This is a genomic window from Brytella acorum (assembly GCF_029309905.1).
GTDB classification, from domain to species: Bacteria; Pseudomonadota; Alphaproteobacteria; order Acetobacterales; family Acetobacteraceae; genus Brytella; species Brytella acorum.
The window spans coordinates 282,983-301,527 of the sequence record NZ_JARBJP010000001.1 but is presented as its reverse complement, the minus strand read 5'-3'; the positions used below and the strand labels follow the sequence as shown (position 1 = coordinate 301,527).

The window sequence follows — 18,545 nt, the reverse complement described above, 5'->3', positions numbered from 1 at the left end:
CCGGCCTTCGCCGCTTCACCAGTTCTTGCTGATGAGCCAGAACTCTTCCGACGTCAGCGTCACCAGGCCGCCGCCGGGCTGCGTCGTTTCCGCGGCCGCCGTGGCCAGCGCCTCGATGCGTTCGATCATGATGACCTTGCGCACATGCGCTTCTGATTCTTCCTTGACCTGCGCGAGCACCGAAAGCGCTGATTTGGCAGCCTTGGCGATGCGCGCGGCATCGAGAGCGGCATAAGACATTCTTCTTCCTTCCCGGTTTTCCTGGATGTCCGTTGCTCCTTACATGGCAACGGACAACCCGATATGCGAGGGGTTCAGCACGGATCACGGTTCTTTTCGTCGGCCGCCTGTAGCCGCGCCTTGGAAAACACGCTGCCCCACATTGATCCGCTGCGATCTTGGGGGTGGAAAAACCCGCCTGTTCTGGCCTAGAACTCGGGCCTCCCATGACTGACACTCCCGACCTGACCCTCTCGGCGTTCGATTTCGATCTGCCGCACGCCAATATCGCGCTCGAACCGGCCCGCCCGCGTGAAAGCGCACGCCTGCTACATGTCCGGCCCGATGGAGCACTGTCGGAAGGCCGGGTCCGCGACCTGCCATTGCTCTTACGCGCGGGCGACCTGCTGATCGCCAATGATACCGCCGTCATCCGCGCCCAGCTCTCCGCGCGCCGTGGAGAGGCGAAGATCGGCATCACGCTCGACCGCATCCTGCCTGACGGCTCGTGGCACGCGCTCGCCCGCAACGCCCGCAAGCTGCATGAGAGTGACATCCTCATTTTCGGCGAGGACAAAGTCACGGCGCAGGTCCTTCGCAACGAAGGCGACGGCGCGATCCAGATCCGCTTTTCAGCCGAAGGCGGCGATTTCGACGCTTTCCTGCAACGCGTCGGAGCACTTGCCCTGCCGCCCTATATCGACCGCCCGTTCGGCCCGACGGCGCAGGATGATGTCGATTATCGCACCATCTTTTCACGTCACAAGGGTGCGGTCGCAGCCCCTACCGCCGGACTTCATTTCACGCCCGATCTGCTCGCGGCACTGGACGCCGCCGGAATTCAGCGTCGGACTTTGACGCTGCATGTCGGTGCGGGGACGTTCCTTCCCGTGCGCGACGATATCAAGACCCACAAGATGCACGCTGAATGGGGCCGTATCGACCAGGAAACCGCCGACGCCATCAACGAAACCCGCGCCCGAGGCGGCCGGATCGTCGCGGTCGGAACCACAAGCCTGCGTCTGCTCGAAAGCGCAGCCGACGCGCATGGCGTCGTGCATCCATGGTCGGGCGAGACGGATATCTTCATTCGCCCCGGCTATCGCTTCCGCGCGGTCGATGCCCTGATGACGAATTTTCACCTCCCGCGCTCGACCCTGTTCATGCTGGTCAGTGCCTTTTCCGGAACCGACACGATGCGCGCCGCCTACGCCCATGCCATAGCGAACGGCTTTCGCTTTTATTCCTATGGGGATGCCTGCCTGCTGGAGCGCGCGTCATGACGAACGCCGCGACCGAAATGCGCTGGGTGTCCGAAGCGACATGCGGCAACGCGCGTGCGGGCCATCTCCACACCGCGCACGGAACCGTGCCGACACCGACTTTCATGCCGGTCGGCACGGCCGGGACGGTCAAGGCCATGACCATGGACGCCGTGCGCTCGACAGGGGCCGGCATCGTTCTGGGCAATACCTATCATCTCATGCTGCGGCCCGGCGCCGAGCGCGTGCGTCGCATGGGCGGGCTTCACAGGATGATGGACTGGCCCGGCCCGATCCTGACGGATTCGGGCGGGTTTCAGGTCATGTCGCTCGGCGCGTTGCGCAAGCTCGACCAGGACGGCGTCACGTTCAATTCCCATATCGATGGCAGCAAGCATCGCCTGACGCCCGAAATCAGCACCGACATCCAGAACGCGCTCGACGCCACCATCACCATGTGTTTCGACGAGTGCCCGGCCCTGCCCGCCACGCCGGAGCGGATCGAGCAGTCCATGGCGCTCTCGATGCGCTGGGCCGCGCGCTCGCGCGAGGCGTTCGTGCCACGCCCCGGCTATGGCCAGTTCGGCATCGTCCAGGGCGGCACGGAACGCGAACTCCGCGAACGCTCCGTCAAGGCGCTGACCGGGATCGGCTTCGAGGGCTACGCCATCGGGGGGCTTGCGGTCGGGGAAGGCCAGGAACTCATGTTCGCGACGCTCGACTACACGACGCCGCTCCTGCCCCGGACCCATGCGCGCTACCTCATGGGCGTCGGCACCCCCGCCGATCTGCTGGGCGCGGTCGAGCGCGGCGTGGACATGTTCGACTGCGTCATGCCGACCCGCGCGGGGCGCACCGCGCGCGCCTATACCGAGCGCGGCACGCTGAATATGCGCAACGCCCGTCACGCCGACGATCTGCGTCCCATAAGCCCGGATTGCGACTGCCTCGCCTGCGCGCGCCACAGCCGCGCCTATCTGCACCATCTGTTCCGGGCCAACGAAATTCTCGGCCCGATGCTGCTGACATGGCATAACATCGCCTATTACCAGCGCCTCATGCGCACGATCCGCGCCGCCATCGTGACGGGAACCCTCCCCGATGTCGCGGCACAACTCCGCGCCGACTGGGCGGCGGGCGACTGGAGCGAGGACGAAATGCCCCAGCCTGAAATGCCCCAGCCTGCAATCCCTCCTGTGCCGTGAGTCGCCAACCGAAACCCAGCGTGGAAGTGCGGATCGCCGAGCATGCGCGTCATCTGGGCTTCGACGCCGTGGGTTTCTGCCGCGCGGAGCTGTCGGACGACGACAAGGCCCGGCTGCGCGAATTCGTCGATCAGGGCTGGCACGGCACGATGGGCTGGATGAAGGAGCGGCTCGACCAGCGCAGCGATCCGCAAGCCCTCTGGCCGGACGTTCGCAGCGTCATTTCGCTCGGTCTGTCCTACGCCCCGGACAGCGATCCGCTCGCAACGCTGCAACAGCCGGATCGCGGCAATATCTCGGTCTATGCGCGCAACCGCGACTATCACGACATCATCAAGGGCATGCTCAAGCATCTCGCCCAGTTCGTCGTCAAACAGGGTGACGGGGTGGAAGTGAAGGTCTTCGTCGATACCGCCCCGGTCGCGGAAAAGCCTCTGGCCGAAGCCGCTCAACTCGGCTGGCAGGGCAAGCATACCAATCTCGTCTCGCGGGCCGACGGATCATGGCTCCTGCTCGGCGAAATCTACACGACGCTGGATCTCGCGCCTTCCGAACCACGGGCGGGTTCATGCGGGTCATGCACGCGCTGCCTTACCGCCTGCCCGACCAACGCCTTCCCGCGCCCCTACCGGCTCGACGCGCGACGCTGCATCTCCTACCTCACCATTGAGCACGCCGGGCCTATCCCGCACGAATTCCGGCCGCTGATGGGCAATCACATCTATGGCTGCGACGACTGCCTGGCCGTCTGTCCGTGGAACCGTTTCGCCCAGGCCGGACGACAGGCCAAACTCGCGGCGCGTCCCGAACTGGTCGCGCCCCGTCTGGATGAACTCGCGCGGCTGGACGATGCCTCCTTTCGGGCGCTGTTCTCCGGCTCACCCATCAAGCGGATCGGACGCAACCGCTTCGTGCGCAATGTCCTGATCGCCATCGGCAATAGCGGTACGCCAGCGCTGCGCGACGTGGCGGCGAACCTCACATCCGATCAGGACGCCGTCGTGGCCGAAGCCGCGCAATGGGCAGTGGAACAGTATCCATGAGCGACCTCGTCAAACGCAGCGTTTCACTTTCCGGACATCGCACGAGCATCGCGCTGGAGCCGGAATTCTGGAACGTGCTTCTCGGCATGGCCGGGACGGGCTCGCTGGCCGCCGTGATCGCGGATATCGACGCGAGACGCACACCGGAGAGACCGCTCGCGTCGGCGTTGCGCGTGGCCGCCCTGAATTTCATGCGCGCTCAATCCGCCGAAGACCGTCATTCCGTCGCTTCGCCGATCTTGCCGACCCGGATCTCGCGCGAATAATCGGGGCCGGGCTCCGCGCCCTCGGGACGCACGATCCGGCTCTCGCGCTTCAGCGTAGCGAAACTCTCGTTCTGGTCGAGAAGCCCGAGATCATACGCCAGACGCGCGGTATGCCCGCTCAGCAGCACGCGCCAGTCGAAGCGGTAGCGCAGGCGCGCCCCGGCGCGCGCGAGAATGCCGGTCGTGCAGTTATCCGTCAGCGTGTTGTACCACTGCGCCCGGTGCGCCAGATCATGGATCTCGTTGACATAGCTGACGAACAGCTTCCGGCGCACCTCCGGCGACACCCTCACGTGATAAAGATAGACGCGCTCCTTTCGCACGTCCGTACGCACACCGATCAGGTCGCGCTCGTCGGCCACGACATAAAACAGTTCGTAATGGTGAAAGAACCCCGCGATCGTTGAGTAAACGAATCTCTTCTGCCGTCGCGTTTCGATCGAGATGGCCAGATGCCGACCGTTTCGGAACGAAAAACTCAGGAAGACGTGTGCGATCGTCTCTCCTGCCCAATAGGAGGTGACGAGATCGAGACCGTCGAGTTGGTCGAGATCATAATCCGCGTCGTAATAATGCGGCGTGTAATCCTTTACCGTCCGATAGCGGATATCGCGCACGTTGCGGATATGCGCGACATGCCCCTCGAAAACCGCGTCGGCCGGCACGGCGTATTCGAGCGTCCAGTCCCGGTCGTTGCGCGGCGGGTCGGACAGATACCATCCCCAGAACCCTATGATCAGGACCGCCAGCATCGCCACGCGCGCGCGGAAACGGCGGACACCGAACGCGATGCCGAGCATCAACGACGGAAAGAGCACCGCCAGCACCACGCGCAGACCGGAAGGCATGATGGTCGAATACCAGAACGCGGCAGCCCCGAAACACGCCATCAGCATGAACGGGAGCGCCATTCCTTTCGTGCGGCGCGCGCGTCTCACGGTGACGACGTCGCAAGCGGCGTATAACGCCCGCCGATACGCACGATGCCACTTTTGCGCCGGTCGCCCCGCTCCACCGGATCAGCCGTCACCTGCGCGATCTGATCGAGCAGGATGCGCCTGACTTCAGCGATCGTGACGGGATTGGACTGCGTGGAATGACCGGAATGCCGCACGACGAGCTCGGACCGGACATCGGGAATATGCGCGCTTTCATACGTCACCACCCCGTCATCCGCGCGGTTCAGCGGCCCGTCGCCAAGAACCGGAATGATCGAATGGGCCTGCACATCCGGCACCATGGGCGTTGCCGCAAGCGCGCGAATGAACGCGCTGCGCGGCGACATGCCGTACACGCTCCCCAGCCGCCAGGGACGCATATTGATCTTGGTCAGCGCCGCGTTGCCGGTCAGAACCTGCTGCACGACGTCGGTGACGCCGAGCGGGAATGTGACGAGCCGTCCGACCAGTTTCGAAATCGACAGGGCTGCGACATAGCTGCCGTGCTGCGGCGTCGCGATATAAACGACACTGCGTATCTGCGGCATCGGTGTGGGAAACAGCATCTCCGACAGGGTGCTGCGCGCATCCGGCGTCAGGTGGAGGCGATCGAGCGGCACGTGAACCATGCCGTTCCACAGACGGTCCCGCGGATCGATGACCAGCATCTTCGACAGCAACCCGCCCTGGCTGTGACCGACCAGCGTGATTCGCCCCAGGGCCGGATCGGCCTCGACACCGCCGAGATTGGCGATCGCCGTGCCTATGGATCGCCGCAGTTCGAGCGCTGAATAGGGGATGGGATTGCCGGTCGCGTAGGAAAAGAACCAGAACTCGTAATGCGCCCGGATATCGGGATCTTCGAGGAGCTCGTTGACCATGTCCGCCCAGCGCGCCGGGCTCGAGGCCGTCCCGTGCACGAAAATGACCGGCATGTGCCCGTCCTGATGGGGCTGCATGGCGGAAAGCTGCAATCCATGAACGGGCGTTTCGAAAAACTGCCCGTTGAGGAAACCGCGATACTCGCTCGACCATACATCCGTTTCGTTCAGCGTAATCGCGCGGGCCGCCGTTTGATCGTATTGAAGCGGCGTCTTGTCGTCGATTGGCGGATGGCCGTTCATGGGCGTCACCACAATCTGCCCTTCGATGTGATCGCTCAGAACCTGCCGTTGCGGATCAGAGATGTTCAGGAACAGATTGAAGGGTACCCGTTCATTGCGGGACAGTTCGAACGTGCCCTCTTCTTCGCGATCCATTTTCGGCAACGCCGCCAAGGGTTCTCCCAATCCCGGCGAGGAATAGACATTATTCATCCCATGGACCGACAATCGCGACGTCGGACGGAAATCCGTCAAGACATGTCCCTGCCAGGAAAGCTCTAATGGATTGGACGTAAGCGCCAGACTCCCGAAGGGTAAAATCCAGTGCTGTGAGCGCACGTCCACAGGCGATCCGAAGGCTTCCGTCAGGGCAAACATGTAGATATCGCAGGCCTGCCGGAAATGCGGATCATAAGCGCTGGGGCGCTGGGACGGATCGGAAAACGGCGCGAGAAACGCATAGGCGTAAAGCGCCGCGCTCATAAACATGCTGCGATCATGAGAACGACGCGCTTCGAGATAGCTGAGCTCGGCGAGCGCGAAGAGCTGGTTCTTGAGATCCGGTGTGTAGAACTGCTCCTGCGTGGCGACCCGCAGGCGCGCAATGGCGCTTCTGGGAGCCCGGCTCCACAAGCCCCGCAGATTCTGGCTTTCCAGCACGATGCGCGTGCTGTTGCTCAATCCTGATCCCGACAGGGCGCTGGCGCTGCGACTTTGATAGGCATCGATCAGGCTCATGCGCTCCAGCCAGACCGGATTGGTACAACCCGCCGTTGCGAGGGTCAGAAACCCCGCGCCCGTCACGCTGGCGGCACGATGAAAGAATTGGATCCAACCCTGCGTGCGTATGGCGCGTGTCACGCCGGGATCGGTCCTCTGCGCTCTGATCCGGGCCTGTACATCAGCGGTCTCATCTTCTGGATATGGCGCTTTCGCGCCTCCTGCCCTGCCACGTTCATTCCAAAGACGACAGTTGCAAGGAAAGAGGGGCGGAACGCAATGATCCCGCGCCATGCCATGCACGACGCGGGGTCATGAGCGTTCCCTATCCGGAATGCGCGCATTCCGGAACGGAGCGTCAGTTCTTAGCCTTGTCGACCAGCTTGCTCTTGGCGATCCAGGGCATCATGGCGCGCAGCTTCTCGCCGGTCTGCTCGATCGGGTGCGCGTCGTTGCGCGCGCGGATCGCCTTGAAGCCGACGCCGCCCGACTGGTTTTCGAGGATGAAGTTGCGCACGAAGGTGCCATCCTGAATGTCGGTCAGGACGCGCTTCATCTCGGCCTTGGTTTCCGGCGTGATGATCCGCGGACCGGTGACGTATTCGCCATATTCGGCGGTGTTCGAGATCGAGTAATTCATGTTGGCGATGCCGCCTTCGTAGATCAGGTCCACGATCAGCTTCATCTCGTGCAGGCACTCGAAATACGCCATTTCCGGCGCATATCCGGCCTCGACCAGCGTCTCGAACCCGGCGCGGATCAGTTCGACCAGGCCGCCGCAGAGAACGGCCTGTTCACCGAACAGATCGGTTTCGACCTCTTCCTTGAACGACGTCTCGATGATGCCCGCACGTCCGCCACCATTGGCCGAAGCGTAGGAAAGCGCGATTTCCAGCGCGCTGCCCGAGGCGTTCTGCGCAACCGCGACCAGAGACGGCACGCCGCCGCCCTTGAGATATTCGGAGCGCACCGTATGGCCCGGACCTTTCGGCGCGATCAGGAACACGTCGAGATCGGGACGCGCCTCGATGATGCGGAAATGGATCGCCAGACCATGGGCGAACGCCAGCGCAGCACCCTGTTTGAGGTTCTTCTCGAGATGCTCCTTGTAGAGCGCGCCCTGGCCCTCATCCGGCGTCAGGACCATGACGACATCGGCCCACTGCGCGGCTTCCGCGGGCGTCATGACCTTGAAACCGGCGTCCTGGGCCTTCTTGACGGCCGACGACTCCGGACGCAGGCCGATCACGATGTCGGTGAGGCCGCTATCCTTGAGATTGTTGGCATGGGCGTGACCCTGGCTGCCATAGCCGATGATCGCGACTTTCTTGCTCTTGATCAGGCCCAGATCGGCATCGCGATCGTAATAGACACGCATCAGAAAGACTCCTGGTTGGAATGAAAGGTCTCAAGGCCCCGCGCGATGGCGGCCACGCCGGTGCGGGAAACTTCGGCCAGACCGAGCGGACGCATGAGATCGACGAACGCGTCAATCTTCTCCGGCGCGCCGGTCATCTCGAAAACGAACGAGCCCGCTGTCGTATCGACGATCCGCGCCCGGAAGGCATCGGCGATGCGCATGCCTTCGGTACGGGCGTCGCCGGTGCTGATGACTTTCACCAGCGCCATTTCGCGGGCCACATAGGGGCCGCTCGCCGTAAGATCGGTCACGCCGTGAACCGGAATGATCCGCGCGAGCTGGGCCTTGATCTGTGCAATCACCATCGGCGTGCCGGACGTCACGATCGTGATGCGTGAAATTTTCTCCGACGGGTCCACCACCGACACCGTCAGGCTTTCGATGTTGTAGCCACGCCCGGAAAACAGGCCGACGACGCGCCCGAGCGCCCCGGCCTCGTTTTCGATGAGAACCGCGATGACCGCTGTTTGAATCACGTTCGACATCAGACCAGCGCCATTCCCTCTTGTGTCACCTTCGCCGCATTGGCCTCCGCATCCGGGCCAAGCAGCATTTCATTATGCGGCGCGCCCGAGGGGATCATCGGGTAGCAGTTCTCGTCCTGCGCCACGCAGATATCGGCGACGACCGGGCCGTCATGAGCCAGCATCCGCGCGATCACGTCGTCGAGTTCGCCCACACATGTCGCACGCATGCCGGTGCCGTGGAAGGCTTCGGCCAAGCGGACGAAATCAGGCAGCGCCTCGCTGTAGGACTGCGAATAGCGCGAACCATGCAGCAGCTCCTGCCACTGACGCACCATGCCCATATAGCGGTTATTCAGGATGAACAGCTTCACCGGCAGGCGATACTGCGCGATCGTGCCAAGCTCCTGGATGTTCATCAGCGTCGACGCCTCGCCCGCGATGTCGATCACCAGCGCATCCGGATGCGCGACCTGCGCGCCGACAGCGGCGGGAAGGCCGTAACCCATCGTCCCGAGACCGCCCGATGTCAGCCAGCGATTGGGCTTGTCGAACTGGAAATGCTGCGCTGCCCACATCTGATGCTGGCCGACCTCGGTGCTGACATAGGTGTCGCGACCGGTGCCGAGCGCCATCTCATACAGCCGACGGACGGCATATTGCGGCCGGATGATCGCATCGGGCTTCATGTCCTGCTGAAAGCCGAGGCTGTCGAGCGCGCGCCACGCGTCGATCTGCGCCCACCACTCGCCAAGATCCTGCCCGTCGTCATCCCACGCGGCCAGCAGCGCCCGGATGGTGCGTCCGACATCGCCCTGCAACGCGACATCCACCCGCACGATCTTGTTGATCTGCGACGGATCGATATCGGCATGGACCTTGAACGAGTTCGGCGAGAACGCATCCACCCGCCCCGTCACGCGATCGTCGAAACGCGATCCCAGGGCGATCAGCAGATCGCAGCCATGAGTCGCGAGATTGGCCTCATAGGTTCCGTGCATGCCCAGCATGCCGAGAAACTGGCGATCGGTCGTCGGAAACGCGCCCAGCCCCATCAGCGTCGAGGTCACGGGGAAATTCGTCCGGCGCGCGAGTTCCCGCAGCGCTTGAGAGGCTTCCGGGCCGGAATTGATGATGCCGCCCCCTGTATAGAAGAGCGGCCGCTTCGCACGCTTCATGGCCGCGACCGTCTGGCGGATCGCCTCACGGTCCGCATCCAGGCGCGGGCTGTACAGGCGGTGCAGGCGTCCGTTCCCCGGCTCAGGCAGGGGCGCGCGCGCCACGCTGACATCCTTGGGCAGATCGATCAGCACCGGACCGGGACGGCCGCCGCGCGCCACTTCAAACGCCTCACGCACGATCGGCGCGAGATCGGCCCCATGCTTGACGAGATAATTATGCTTCGTCGCGGGGCGCGTGATGCCGGTCGTATCGGCTTCCTGAAACGCGTCGTTGCCGATCAGGGCCGTCGGAACCTGACCTGAAATACAGACGACCGGGATCGAGTCCATCAACGCATCGACCAGCCCGGTCACGGCGTTGGTCGCCCCCGGCCCGCTCGTCACCAGAACGACGCCGACCTTGCCCGTGGAGCGGGCATAGGCCTCGGCAGCATGCACGGCAGCCTGTTCGTGACGCACGAGGATGTGGCGGATGGTGCCCTGCCTGAACAGCGCATCGTAAATCGGCAGGACGGCGCCGCCCGGATAGCCGAAAATGACCTCGACACCCTGCTCGACGAGAACGCGCAGGAGCACCTCCGCACCGTTGAGTGCGTCCGTGTTGCGAAATTCCTGCGACACCGCCGAGTTCATGGCCGTATGATCCCTATGCTTGTTGAGCGGGCGGGTTTAGGCCGTGGCTACGGCGGCGTCAACCGGTTTTGTATGAATATTACGCTTTCCTGCCATTCCCTTTTCGAAAGTTGCGCAGATAGGTCGAAACGTGCATTGAGCGCAAACGTATCGCCTTCTGCGGACAAGATATGGTGGTTGAACCACGTGGCCTGACGGCGCGTATACTGGCCTGTGTTGACGACGGCGCGCTCCAGCGCCTCCCCGATCGTCATCCGCCCGTCGAGATGCGCGATCAGTTCCGGCACGCCATGCGCGCGCATGGCCGGAAGTTCAGGCGACAACGCCCGTCGCCGCAAAGCCTCGACTTCCTCCAGCGCGCCCTGTTCGAGCATGGCATGAAAACGCGTGCGGATCGCTTCGCGCAGGGCCGGTCGCGGTGGCGACAGCCGCAATCCGAGAAACCGGCAGGGCGCGGGCGGCAATCCCGGTTGACACCGCCACCATGAAAGCCCGCGTCCGGTTCCGCGCCAGACCTCCCAGCCACGCGCGATGCGCTGGCCATCGGCGGGCTTCAGACGGATCGCGGTTTCGGGATCGACCGCCATCAGGCGCGCATGCAGGGCTTCCGGCCCGTCGCGCTCCAGCCGCTCACGGGCATCCTCGCGCGCCTCCGCGCCGGGATCGGGCACCTCGACCAGCCCTTCGATCAGGGCGCGCATATACATGCCCGTCCCGCCACACAGGATCGGCAGAGCCCCGCATCGCCACGCCTTTTCCATCGCCGCCAGCGCCTGCTCGCGCCACCAGGCCACGCTGCCCGCCATCGCGGCGTCCAGCACGCCATACAGAGCATGGGGTGCGATGTTTTCGTCTTCTCGTGTGGGACGCGCGGTCAGAACGCGCAGATCGCGATAGACCTGCATGGAATCAGCATTGATGACATGGCCGCCAAATCGTACAGCCAGTTCCAGCGCGAGAGCCGACTTGCCGGAACAAGTCGGTCCCGCCACAATCAAACCTATCGGGGTCGTCGCCATGGGCACTCCCTGCCACAACTGCCCATGTCTTTGCGAGCCACAATGAGTTTTCCCTACGCCCTCACTCTCGTCGCCGACCGTACAGCCACCACGCTGACGCATGAAGTCATCGACATCGCGTGCCACATGCTCAAGGGAGGCGCGCCCGTCGTGCTGTCGCCGGGCGAAGCCGTCGATATTCCCTGTCCCGGCCCTGTGCCGGGCGCTCCGACGGCCGCGACGCTGCGCACAATCTTCGCCCGTCACAAGGTCGACGCCCTGCTGGTCAAGACACGCGGTCGGCGCAAGGCCGTGCTCGTCGCGGACATGGACAGCACCATCATCGCCAACGAAACGCTGGACGATATCGCCGCCCATCTCGGCGTAGGCGAGGAAGTGCGCCTGATCACCGAAGCGTCCATGAATGGCGAGATCGATTTCGAAAGCGCGCTTCGCGCCCGCGTCGCCCTGCTCGAAGGCAAACCCGCCGCTGTTCTCCACGAGGTTCTGGGGGAAATCGTCATCCGTGAGGATGCGGCAACACTGGTCCGCACCATGAAAGCTCACCGGGCGCGTACGGCGCTCGTCTCGGGAGGCTTCACCTTCTTCACGGATCATGTCGCCGGGATCTGCGGATTCGACGAAAACCATGGCAATGTGCTGGAAATTCGGGACGGCATCCTGACGGGCAGGTTGGCCGCCGACGTGCTCGGGCCGGAAAGCAAGCTGCACCATCTGGAGAACATTGCCGAAGAACGCGGCGTGAAACTCGGAGCGACGCTGACGACCGGTGACGGCGCCAACGATCTGCCCATGCTTCAGGCCGCCGGGCTAGGCATTGCCTATCATGGCAAACCCATCGTCCGCGAAGCGGTCAGCCGACAGGTCAATTTCGCGGGTCTGCGCTCACTTCTGTTCGCGCAGGGTTATCCGGCGAGCGATTTCGTGTCCTGATTTAAAGACACGCCGCCCTCTTTCAGTCAGGCGATGCGTGTTCGGACGGCAGGGCCGCGGCGCCATGCACCGCCTGCCAGGCCTTGACCCGCTCTGGCGTCATGAGCCCAGCCTGCACGAAAGGCCGGGCGGTTCCGGGCGTATAGCCTGCTGCATTCCATGCCAGCGTTTCGTCGGCGGACATGCCCATCGCCCGCCACGTCATCGCGTCTTCCGGCGTAATGCTGGCTTTTTCAAGCTTGCGGGCATCGGCATAGGAGAACTTCTCCTGCTCCCAGGCCGTGTTCATGCCGATCGTCTTCATGTGGGCATGATCGATCTGCTGCCGGGAACAGGCTGTCAGGGCCAGCAGACCAAACGCAACGACCCATCCCTTAACACGCATCTTTTTTCACCCGGCTTTTGAGAACCAGCCACGTTATGTCGCAAAAAAACGATCGGTCATAGACCCGGATGCCGCGTCATCCCATCGCGGAACGAGGCGGCATCCGCGTGTGAAATCAGACGGATGCGATCGACTTCCCGGCGCAGCCAAGGTCCACGAACGCTTCCTCCAGCCGTTCCACGACGCTCTTTTCGCCCACGCGCAGCCATTTCCGGGGATCGTAGAACTTCTTGTAGGGCGCCTCGGTCTCGGGATCGATCTGGTAACGGAACGCCTTGGGATGCTCCTCGACATAACCGCCAACACCATGAGCGAATGCGAACTGGACATCGGTGTCGATGTTCATCTTGAAAACGCCGTAATCGACGGCGGCCTGAATCTTCTCTTTTTCGGAACCCGAGCCACCGTGAAATACGAGGCTCAGCGGCTTGGCGTCACTGCCGAGCGCTTTGGCGACGTGCTCCTGGGAGTGAAGCAGGATCTCCGGGCGAAGCTGCACGTTGCCGGGCTTGTAGACCCCATGCACATTCCCGAAAGAGGCCGCGATCGTCACGTGACCAAGTGGGGAAAGCTCGTTCCATGCCCGCAGAACGTCCTCGGGCTGGGTATAAAGATGGGCATTGTCGGCATTGTCATCGAGATCGTGACCGACACCGTCTTCCTCGCCACCTGTAACACCGAGTTCGATCTCGAGGCTGATGCCGATCTTCGCCATGCGGGGCAGAAGGCGCGCGCATTCCGCGATATTATCGTCCAGCGACTCTGCGGACAGATCGATCATGTGAGACGAAAAGAGCGGTGGCCGCCCGGACGCCACTTCCGCCTCGCTCAGTTCCAGAAGTCCTTCCACCCAGGGAATCAGCTTGCGATCCGCATGATCCGTGTGAAGAATCACGCAGACGCCATAGGCTTTGGCCAGTGTATGAACATGCCGCGCCATGGACGCGGCCCCCAGAACGCGGGCCTCATGGGCATCGGCAAGACCTTCGCCGGCGAAGAAGCGTGCTCCTCCGTTGGAGCACTGGATGATAACGTCCGATTTGTTCTTGGCAGCCGCCTCAAGAACAGCATTGACGGTATTCGTGCCAATCACATTGACGGCGGGCAGCGCGTAGCCACCGGCCTTACAGGCTTCGAGAAGTGTGATGTAATCCCGTCCGGTCACGACGCCGGGCGGAAGCGAATGGGCGGCCTTGCGCACCGAAGACGGGTCTGGGACAGGCATGTTCACTTCCTACTGAATATCACGTCAGACACTTATATAACGCGCAATCGAATGCTCGAAAGGCAGCGACGGGGACACATGCTGTTTTTCAATCACAAGTTCATACTTCGCTCACCTCCGGACACACCGGCTGCCCTTGCTTAGCGGCTGATCGCCAAGCCGGTTCACTTTACAGATGAAAACGATGCCGCGTTCCGAGCAGCTTTCACAAAAGCGCGTCCCAGAAACTCTCCTCCTTCGCGAATCGCTCGCCGACCGTCGCGGGTCAGCACGTAGAAATTGAGAAACCCGTGAATGGCGCCCCGCATCTGCCGCAACCGGACGGGCACGCCCGCCAGATCAAGCTTCCGGGCATAGACTTCCCCGTCGCCCCTCAGCGGATCGAATTCGGCCGTTACGATCATCGCGGGAGGCAGCCCGTCGAGACGCTCGACACTGGCGGGCGCGAAGAGCGGATGAGTCAGATAAGCCTCGTCGGCGACATACTGACGCGCGTACCATTCCATGATCCGACGCGTCAGAAGATAACCCGACGCATAGAGTTGACGCGTTTCGGGCTCGTCGATGCCGCTCAGCGCCGGATAGAAAAGCAGCTGGGCGGCAAGCTCCGGTCCCCTTTCATCCCGTGCCAGCTGGGCGATCACAGCCGCGATATTGCCTCCCGCGCTGTCCCCTGCGACAGCCATCGGCAAACCGTACATCCGCGCGACATCGCCAAGCCAGCGCAGCGCGGCCCAGCTATCTTCGATCGCCGCCGGAAAGGGATTTTCGGGCGCCAGACGATAATCCAACGACAGGACCATCGCGCCAGCCTCGCGCGCCAGACGACAGCAGATCCCGTGATGGGAAACGAGATCGCAATGCACGAACCCGCCGCCATGCAGGAAAAGCACGACCCCGCCGATCCGCCCTCGCGGCCTGTACAGCCGGGCGGGACGCGTCTGTCCGACCTTGCCACCCGGCACCTCGATCTCCGACCATGCGCGGATCTGCATCGAAGACAGTTTTTCCGGAAAGCTCGGTCGACCCGTCATGCGCCGCAGGGCCGCCAGCATGCTGGCCTGATCGACAACCGGAGCGAGAATCTGTCCGACCTGCGCGCTACTCGCACGGGATGAACCGCTGCCACGGCGCCTGCGGGCGGACATGAGAGAAAGGGCTTGCAGCAGGATGCGGTAGAAAATCGTCGGACGCAGCGAGGCGGTCATCATGACTCCGGTTTCAGCATGATGGCACCCGAGAGGGTTCGGACTTCGTTCGGACCGCTTGGCACCATGTCATGACATCGCAAATCAAGTTCTTCACGACAGAAACGTCAACACCACACAGGCTCGCGTGACCTGCGGCCTGAACCAGACCGCAAGGTTGGGAGACTGAAAAAGTCGAATCGGCCTCATGGATCTTCTTATTTCCCCTATCGAAAGTCGGGCGATCTCGGAATATTTTTCCGATAGAAAATTTCATTATAAATAATAAAAATATGTATAATTTTATAGATTAAATATCTTCAAACATAGATTTTTCACATTAAAAACTCATAGATCATATATTTTATAGAATATGTATGGTATTTTATTTTATTTACTTTCTACATGGATTGTTTCTTGAAAAAATATTATTGATAAACATCGTAATTTTCTGCATAACCGCGCCGGAAACACGCTTTTATGCTGCCAGCGCATCGCGCTGTGGGCTTTCCATTTCGCAATCCATTTTCAATGGGTCCAAGCGCTCTCGTAGGGCCCCAGGTGCGACGCCATCCACGACGACCCGACACGGTCGTCAGATTTTCACGTTCCCGCGGATGGCACGCCACTTCTCCAGGGAGAGATCTTTTGTCCGAGACGTCCTCATTCGGCCCGCAAGGCCTCATAAGCCGACTAGGCATACCCCGACCGCTCTTTTTCGGCTTCGTCGGCCTCCTTCTTTTCATGGTCGGAGACGGTGTGGAAGCCGGGTATCTCGATACCTACATGCTTCATCACGGTCATACGCAGGGTGACGTGAATCTCATGTTCACGACCTATGGCCTGACCGTGATGATCTCCGCGTGGCTTGCCGGACCGCTTTCCGATCTTTACGGACCGCGACGCACGATGTGGGTCGGGCTGGTGATGTGGGCCGTGCTGGAAGTCTGTTTTCTGACTTTCGGCCTCGGACCGGACAGCTTTCCGATGACGCTGCTGTTCTACACCCTTCGCGGTTTCGCCTATCCTCTGTTCGCTTATGGCTTTCTCGTCTGGATCGCCGCGGCGACGCCCGCGCGTGCGCTGGGTTCGGCCGCCGGATGGTTCTGGTTCTCCTTTTCCGCAGGCCTGCCGACGCTCGGTTCCCAGTTCGCCCGATACACGATCCCGCAGATCGGCGAGTTGGCCACCTTCTGGTCCTCGCTCGGACTGGTCATTGCAGGCGGTCTGATCGCGCTTCTTCTGAACCGCGAGCCCACAGGTTCCCGTCGGCTCGCCCCGAAGGGCGTCAGCAAGACTTCGGCGTTTTTCGGTTCGATCAGCATCACCTGGCGGGAACCCAAGACCCTGGCGGCGGGCATCATCCGCACGATCAACACTTCTTCTGAATACGCCTTCCTGGCCATCATGCCGGCGTTCTTCGTCGATCACCTGCATTTTTCGCAGGGTCAGTGGCTCGACCTGCTGTCGATCATCTTCCTGGGCAACATTCTTTTCAATCTCGCGGCAGGCTTCCTAGCCGATCGCCTCGGGCACCGCTTCGTCGTCGCCATCGGCGGCTGCATGGGCTGCTGCGTCACGATCCCGCTCTTTTATTATACGCCGATCTGGTATCCGGGAAATTTCGGCCTCGCGGCGCTCGTGGGCTTCATCTACGGCGGTACCGTGTCGGCCTTCGTGCCGATGTCCGGCCTGATGCCGCTGATCTGCCCGAAAGAAAAGGCTGCGGCCCTCTCGATCCTCGGCCTTGGCGCCGGTGCGAGCACATGGGTGGGACCCGCCGTCGCCGGTCTTTGTGAATCGTGGATGGGCATGAGCCTCGAAGGCGTCATCTGGACGTTCTGCGGACTCTATGCCGCCGCTGGCGTGCTCACTCTATGCCTTCAGATCTCCCCGGAAGCCCGCCGTCATACCGAAATGCAGGAGAAACAGGCAGCGCCCCAGAAAGCGCGCGGGTTCACCCAGCAATCCGCCTGAAATTTCGCTCCAACGCAGCCCGATCCCGGCCGTCCACTCTTCAGGGCGGTCCATTTGCGTAGCGCGTCCCACGCGCGCTCACCTCTCTTCGGACTTCATGCTGCCAATCGCCCTTGACCGCTTGAGGGTCGTAGGCCAGTGTCCGCCGCACCAGACGGTCGGGCAGCCGCTGTCGCCGCGATGCGGATCGCGGCGATGGAGGAAAGTCCGGGCTCCACGGGAGAACGATGCCGGCTAACGGCCGGCGGGGGTGACCCTAGGGAAAGTGCCACAGAAAACAGACCGCCCGCCTGGCCTCGTGCTGCGGGTAAGGATGAAACGGTGCGGTAAGAGCGCACCGCTTCCCTGGCAACAGGGAGGGCATGGCAAACCCCATCGGGAGCAAGACCGAATAGGAACGGCCGGTCGGCGTTCACGCGCGCGGCCAGAGGCTCTCCCGCCTCGTCGTTCGGGTTGGTCGCGTGAGGCGTGCCGCGAGGCTCGTCCCAGAGGAATGGCTGCCCCATCAGCAATGATGGACAGAACCCGGCTTACAGACCGTCTGGCCTTCTCCCCGCCCCCTTCAGACACGATAATGAGAACGCAATAAGAACGTATAGAAAACATTCGTTCTTATTTATGGAGTCGTCATCATCATTCCGCCTATTAGGACGCTTTATTAACAATTGCTCCTAAGCGATCGAAAAGCATTGGTTTTTTCTGTAAAACAGGGCGCGATTTATTTGACGTCCCACGAAATCCCATGTTATCCCACATCCAACACAGCGTGGGACATGCACGCCCGGACTCGACGCGCCACCCCGCGCCCCGGGCCGGAACCGTCCCTCGGCCTGATGGATCCACGCCCCAGCGAGGGCCTGAAACGGGGAGGCATCGATCGGCATGAGCGCGTTTCTCGGCACGCATCAGAACCGTTTCGACGCCAAGGGCCGTGTTTCCATTCCCGCGCCATTCCGCTCCGTTCTGCGTGACCAGGCCCATGAGGGTGAGTCCCTCGTCATCCTGCGCCCTTCGCATCTCCATCCCTGCGTGGAGGCATGGCCCAGCCGCGCCTTCGCGTCACTGGCCGCGCCGCTCGACGAAATCGACATCTTCTCCGAAGATCACGACGACGTCGCCACGACCCTGTACGCCGACGCCTATCCGCTCGATTCCGACAAGGAAGGCCGTATCATCATCCCCGAAGCGCTGCGCGTTCATGCCGGACTGACGGACGAAGTCGCCTTCATGGGGACCGGTCGCACGTTTCAGATCTGGGAACCTGCCGCCGCCGCGCGTCGCCGCGAGGACGCGCGCGCACGCTCACGCGCTCTCATGGCCCGGAAAAAAGACGGGGATGCCGCATGAGTGCCGCATTTTCTGAAC

The 18,545-nt window shown here is 62.3% G+C and carries 17 protein-coding genes and 1 other RNA gene; 8 read left to right on the top strand and 10 right to left on the bottom strand.

What is annotated here, in order from left to right; translation table 11 throughout:
• Window positions 1-15: 15 nt before the first annotated feature.
• Window positions 16-240, bottom strand: coding sequence for a hypothetical protein (locus tag PWM43_RS01310; protein WP_289840761.1), 225 nt, complete (start codon window positions 238-240; stop codon window positions 16-18).
• A gap of 206 nt (window positions 241-446) precedes the next feature.
• Here PWM43_RS01310 and queA point away from each other — a divergent pair, with 206 nt between their 5' ends.
• The 4 genes from queA to PWM43_RS01290 are packed head-to-tail and all read left to right on the top strand — an operon-like array spanning window position 447 to window position 3,995.
• Window positions 447-1,502, top strand: coding sequence for a tRNA preQ1(34) S-adenosylmethionine ribosyltransferase-isomerase QueA (queA, locus tag PWM43_RS01305; protein WP_289840760.1), 1,056 nt, complete (start codon window positions 447-449; stop codon window positions 1,500-1,502).
• Complete coding sequence (tgt, locus tag PWM43_RS01300) at window positions 1,499-2,686, top strand: tRNA guanosine(34) transglycosylase Tgt (RefSeq protein ID WP_289840759.1); 1,188 nt, start codon at window positions 1,499-1,501, stop codon at window positions 2,684-2,686. The genes queA and tgt overlap by 4 nt, the downstream gene beginning before the upstream one ends.
• Window positions 2,683-3,729 (top strand): tRNA epoxyqueuosine(34) reductase QueG, encoded by a 1,047-nt coding sequence (gene queG / locus PWM43_RS01295; protein WP_289840758.1) that lies wholly within the window; start codon window positions 2,683-2,685, stop codon window positions 3,727-3,729. The genes tgt and queG overlap by 4 nt, the downstream gene beginning before the upstream one ends.
• Entirely contained in the window at window positions 3,726-3,995 is a 270-nt protein-coding gene (locus tag PWM43_RS01290) for a ribbon-helix-helix domain-containing protein (RefSeq protein WP_289840757.1), read from the top strand. The genes queG and PWM43_RS01290 overlap by 4 nt, the downstream gene beginning before the upstream one ends.
• On the opposite strand, the gene PWM43_RS01285 is transcribed toward PWM43_RS01290, so the two are convergent.
• The 6 genes from PWM43_RS01285 to miaA form a co-directional block, all read right to left on the bottom strand.
• Window positions 3,947-4,906 (bottom strand): Lnb N-terminal periplasmic domain-containing protein, encoded by a 960-nt coding sequence (locus tag PWM43_RS01285; protein ID WP_289841147.1) that lies wholly within the window; start codon window positions 4,904-4,906, stop codon window positions 3,947-3,949. The genes PWM43_RS01290 and PWM43_RS01285 overlap by 49 nt on opposite strands.
• A 23-nt stretch (window positions 4,907-4,929) precedes the next feature.
• Window positions 4,930-6,897 carry a lipase family alpha/beta hydrolase gene (locus tag PWM43_RS01280; RefSeq protein WP_289840756.1) on the bottom strand — a complete coding sequence of 656 codons (1,968 nt, stop codon included), beginning with the start codon at window positions 6,895-6,897 and terminating at the stop codon, window positions 4,930-4,932.
• 217 nt (window positions 6,898-7,114) lie between these two features.
• Window positions 7,115-8,134, bottom strand: coding sequence for a ketol-acid reductoisomerase (gene ilvC, locus PWM43_RS01275; protein ID WP_289840755.1), 1,020 nt, complete (start codon window positions 8,132-8,134; stop codon window positions 7,115-7,117).
• A complete protein-coding gene (gene ilvN, locus PWM43_RS01270) occupies window positions 8,134-8,661 on the bottom strand; it encodes an acetolactate synthase small subunit (protein ID WP_289840754.1) in 528 nt (175 codons plus the stop codon). Before ilvN ends, ilvC begins: the two co-directional genes overlap by 1 nt.
• Window positions 8,661-10,454: a biosynthetic-type acetolactate synthase large subunit gene (gene ilvB / locus PWM43_RS01265; protein WP_289840753.1), complete on the bottom strand. Its 1,794-nt coding sequence runs from the start codon at window positions 10,452-10,454 to the stop codon at window positions 8,661-8,663. Before ilvB ends, ilvN begins: the two co-directional genes overlap by 1 nt.
• 47 nt (window positions 10,455-10,501) lie before the next feature.
• The gene (miaA, locus tag PWM43_RS01260; protein ID WP_289840752.1) at window positions 10,502-11,473 is read right to left on the bottom strand and encodes a tRNA (adenosine(37)-N6)-dimethylallyltransferase MiaA; all 972 of its coding nucleotides are present in this window, start codon (window positions 11,471-11,473) and stop codon (window positions 10,502-10,504) included.
• Window positions 11,474-11,515: 42 nt separating this feature from the next.
• Between miaA and serB the strand changes: the two genes are divergently transcribed.
• Window positions 11,516-12,406, top strand: coding sequence for a phosphoserine phosphatase SerB (gene serB / locus PWM43_RS01255; RefSeq protein WP_289840751.1), 891 nt, complete (start codon window positions 11,516-11,518; stop codon window positions 12,404-12,406).
• Between the two features lie 22 nt (window positions 12,407-12,428).
• Here the strand turns inward: serB and PWM43_RS01250 are convergent, their stop codons facing one another.
• From PWM43_RS01250 to PWM43_RS01240, 3 genes are all read right to left on the bottom strand, one after another.
• Entirely contained in the window at window positions 12,429-12,791 is a 363-nt protein-coding gene (locus PWM43_RS01250; RefSeq protein WP_289840750.1) for a hypothetical protein, read from the bottom strand.
• Window positions 12,792-12,906: 115 nt separating this feature from the next.
• Window positions 12,907-14,016, bottom strand: a complete 1,110-nt coding sequence (fbaA, locus tag PWM43_RS01245; protein ID WP_289840749.1) for a class II fructose-bisphosphate aldolase — start codon at window positions 14,014-14,016, stop codon at window positions 12,907-12,909.
• A gap of 164 nt (window positions 14,017-14,180) precedes the next feature.
• Window positions 14,181-15,227 (bottom strand): alpha/beta hydrolase, encoded by a 1,047-nt coding sequence (locus PWM43_RS01240; protein WP_289840748.1) that lies wholly within the window; start codon window positions 15,225-15,227, stop codon window positions 14,181-14,183.
• A gap of 624 nt (window positions 15,228-15,851) precedes the next feature.
• Here PWM43_RS01240 and PWM43_RS01235 point away from each other — a divergent pair.
• From PWM43_RS01235 to mraZ, 3 genes are all read left to right on the top strand, one after another.
• Window positions 15,852-17,180: an MFS transporter gene (locus tag PWM43_RS01235; RefSeq protein ID WP_289840747.1), complete on the top strand. Its 1,329-nt coding sequence runs from the start codon at window positions 15,852-15,854 to the stop codon at window positions 17,178-17,180.
• Between the two features lie 150 nt (window positions 17,181-17,330).
• An RNA gene (gene rnpB / locus PWM43_RS01230) (RNase P RNA component class A) lies at window positions 17,331-17,729 on the top strand.
• Window positions 17,730-18,062: 333 nt separating this feature from the next.
• The gene (gene mraZ, locus PWM43_RS01225; RefSeq protein ID WP_289840746.1) at window positions 18,063-18,527 is read left to right on the top strand and encodes a division/cell wall cluster transcriptional repressor MraZ; all 465 of its coding nucleotides are present in this window, start codon (window positions 18,063-18,065) and stop codon (window positions 18,525-18,527) included.
• The last annotated feature ends 18 nt before the right edge of the window (window positions 18,528-18,545 follow it).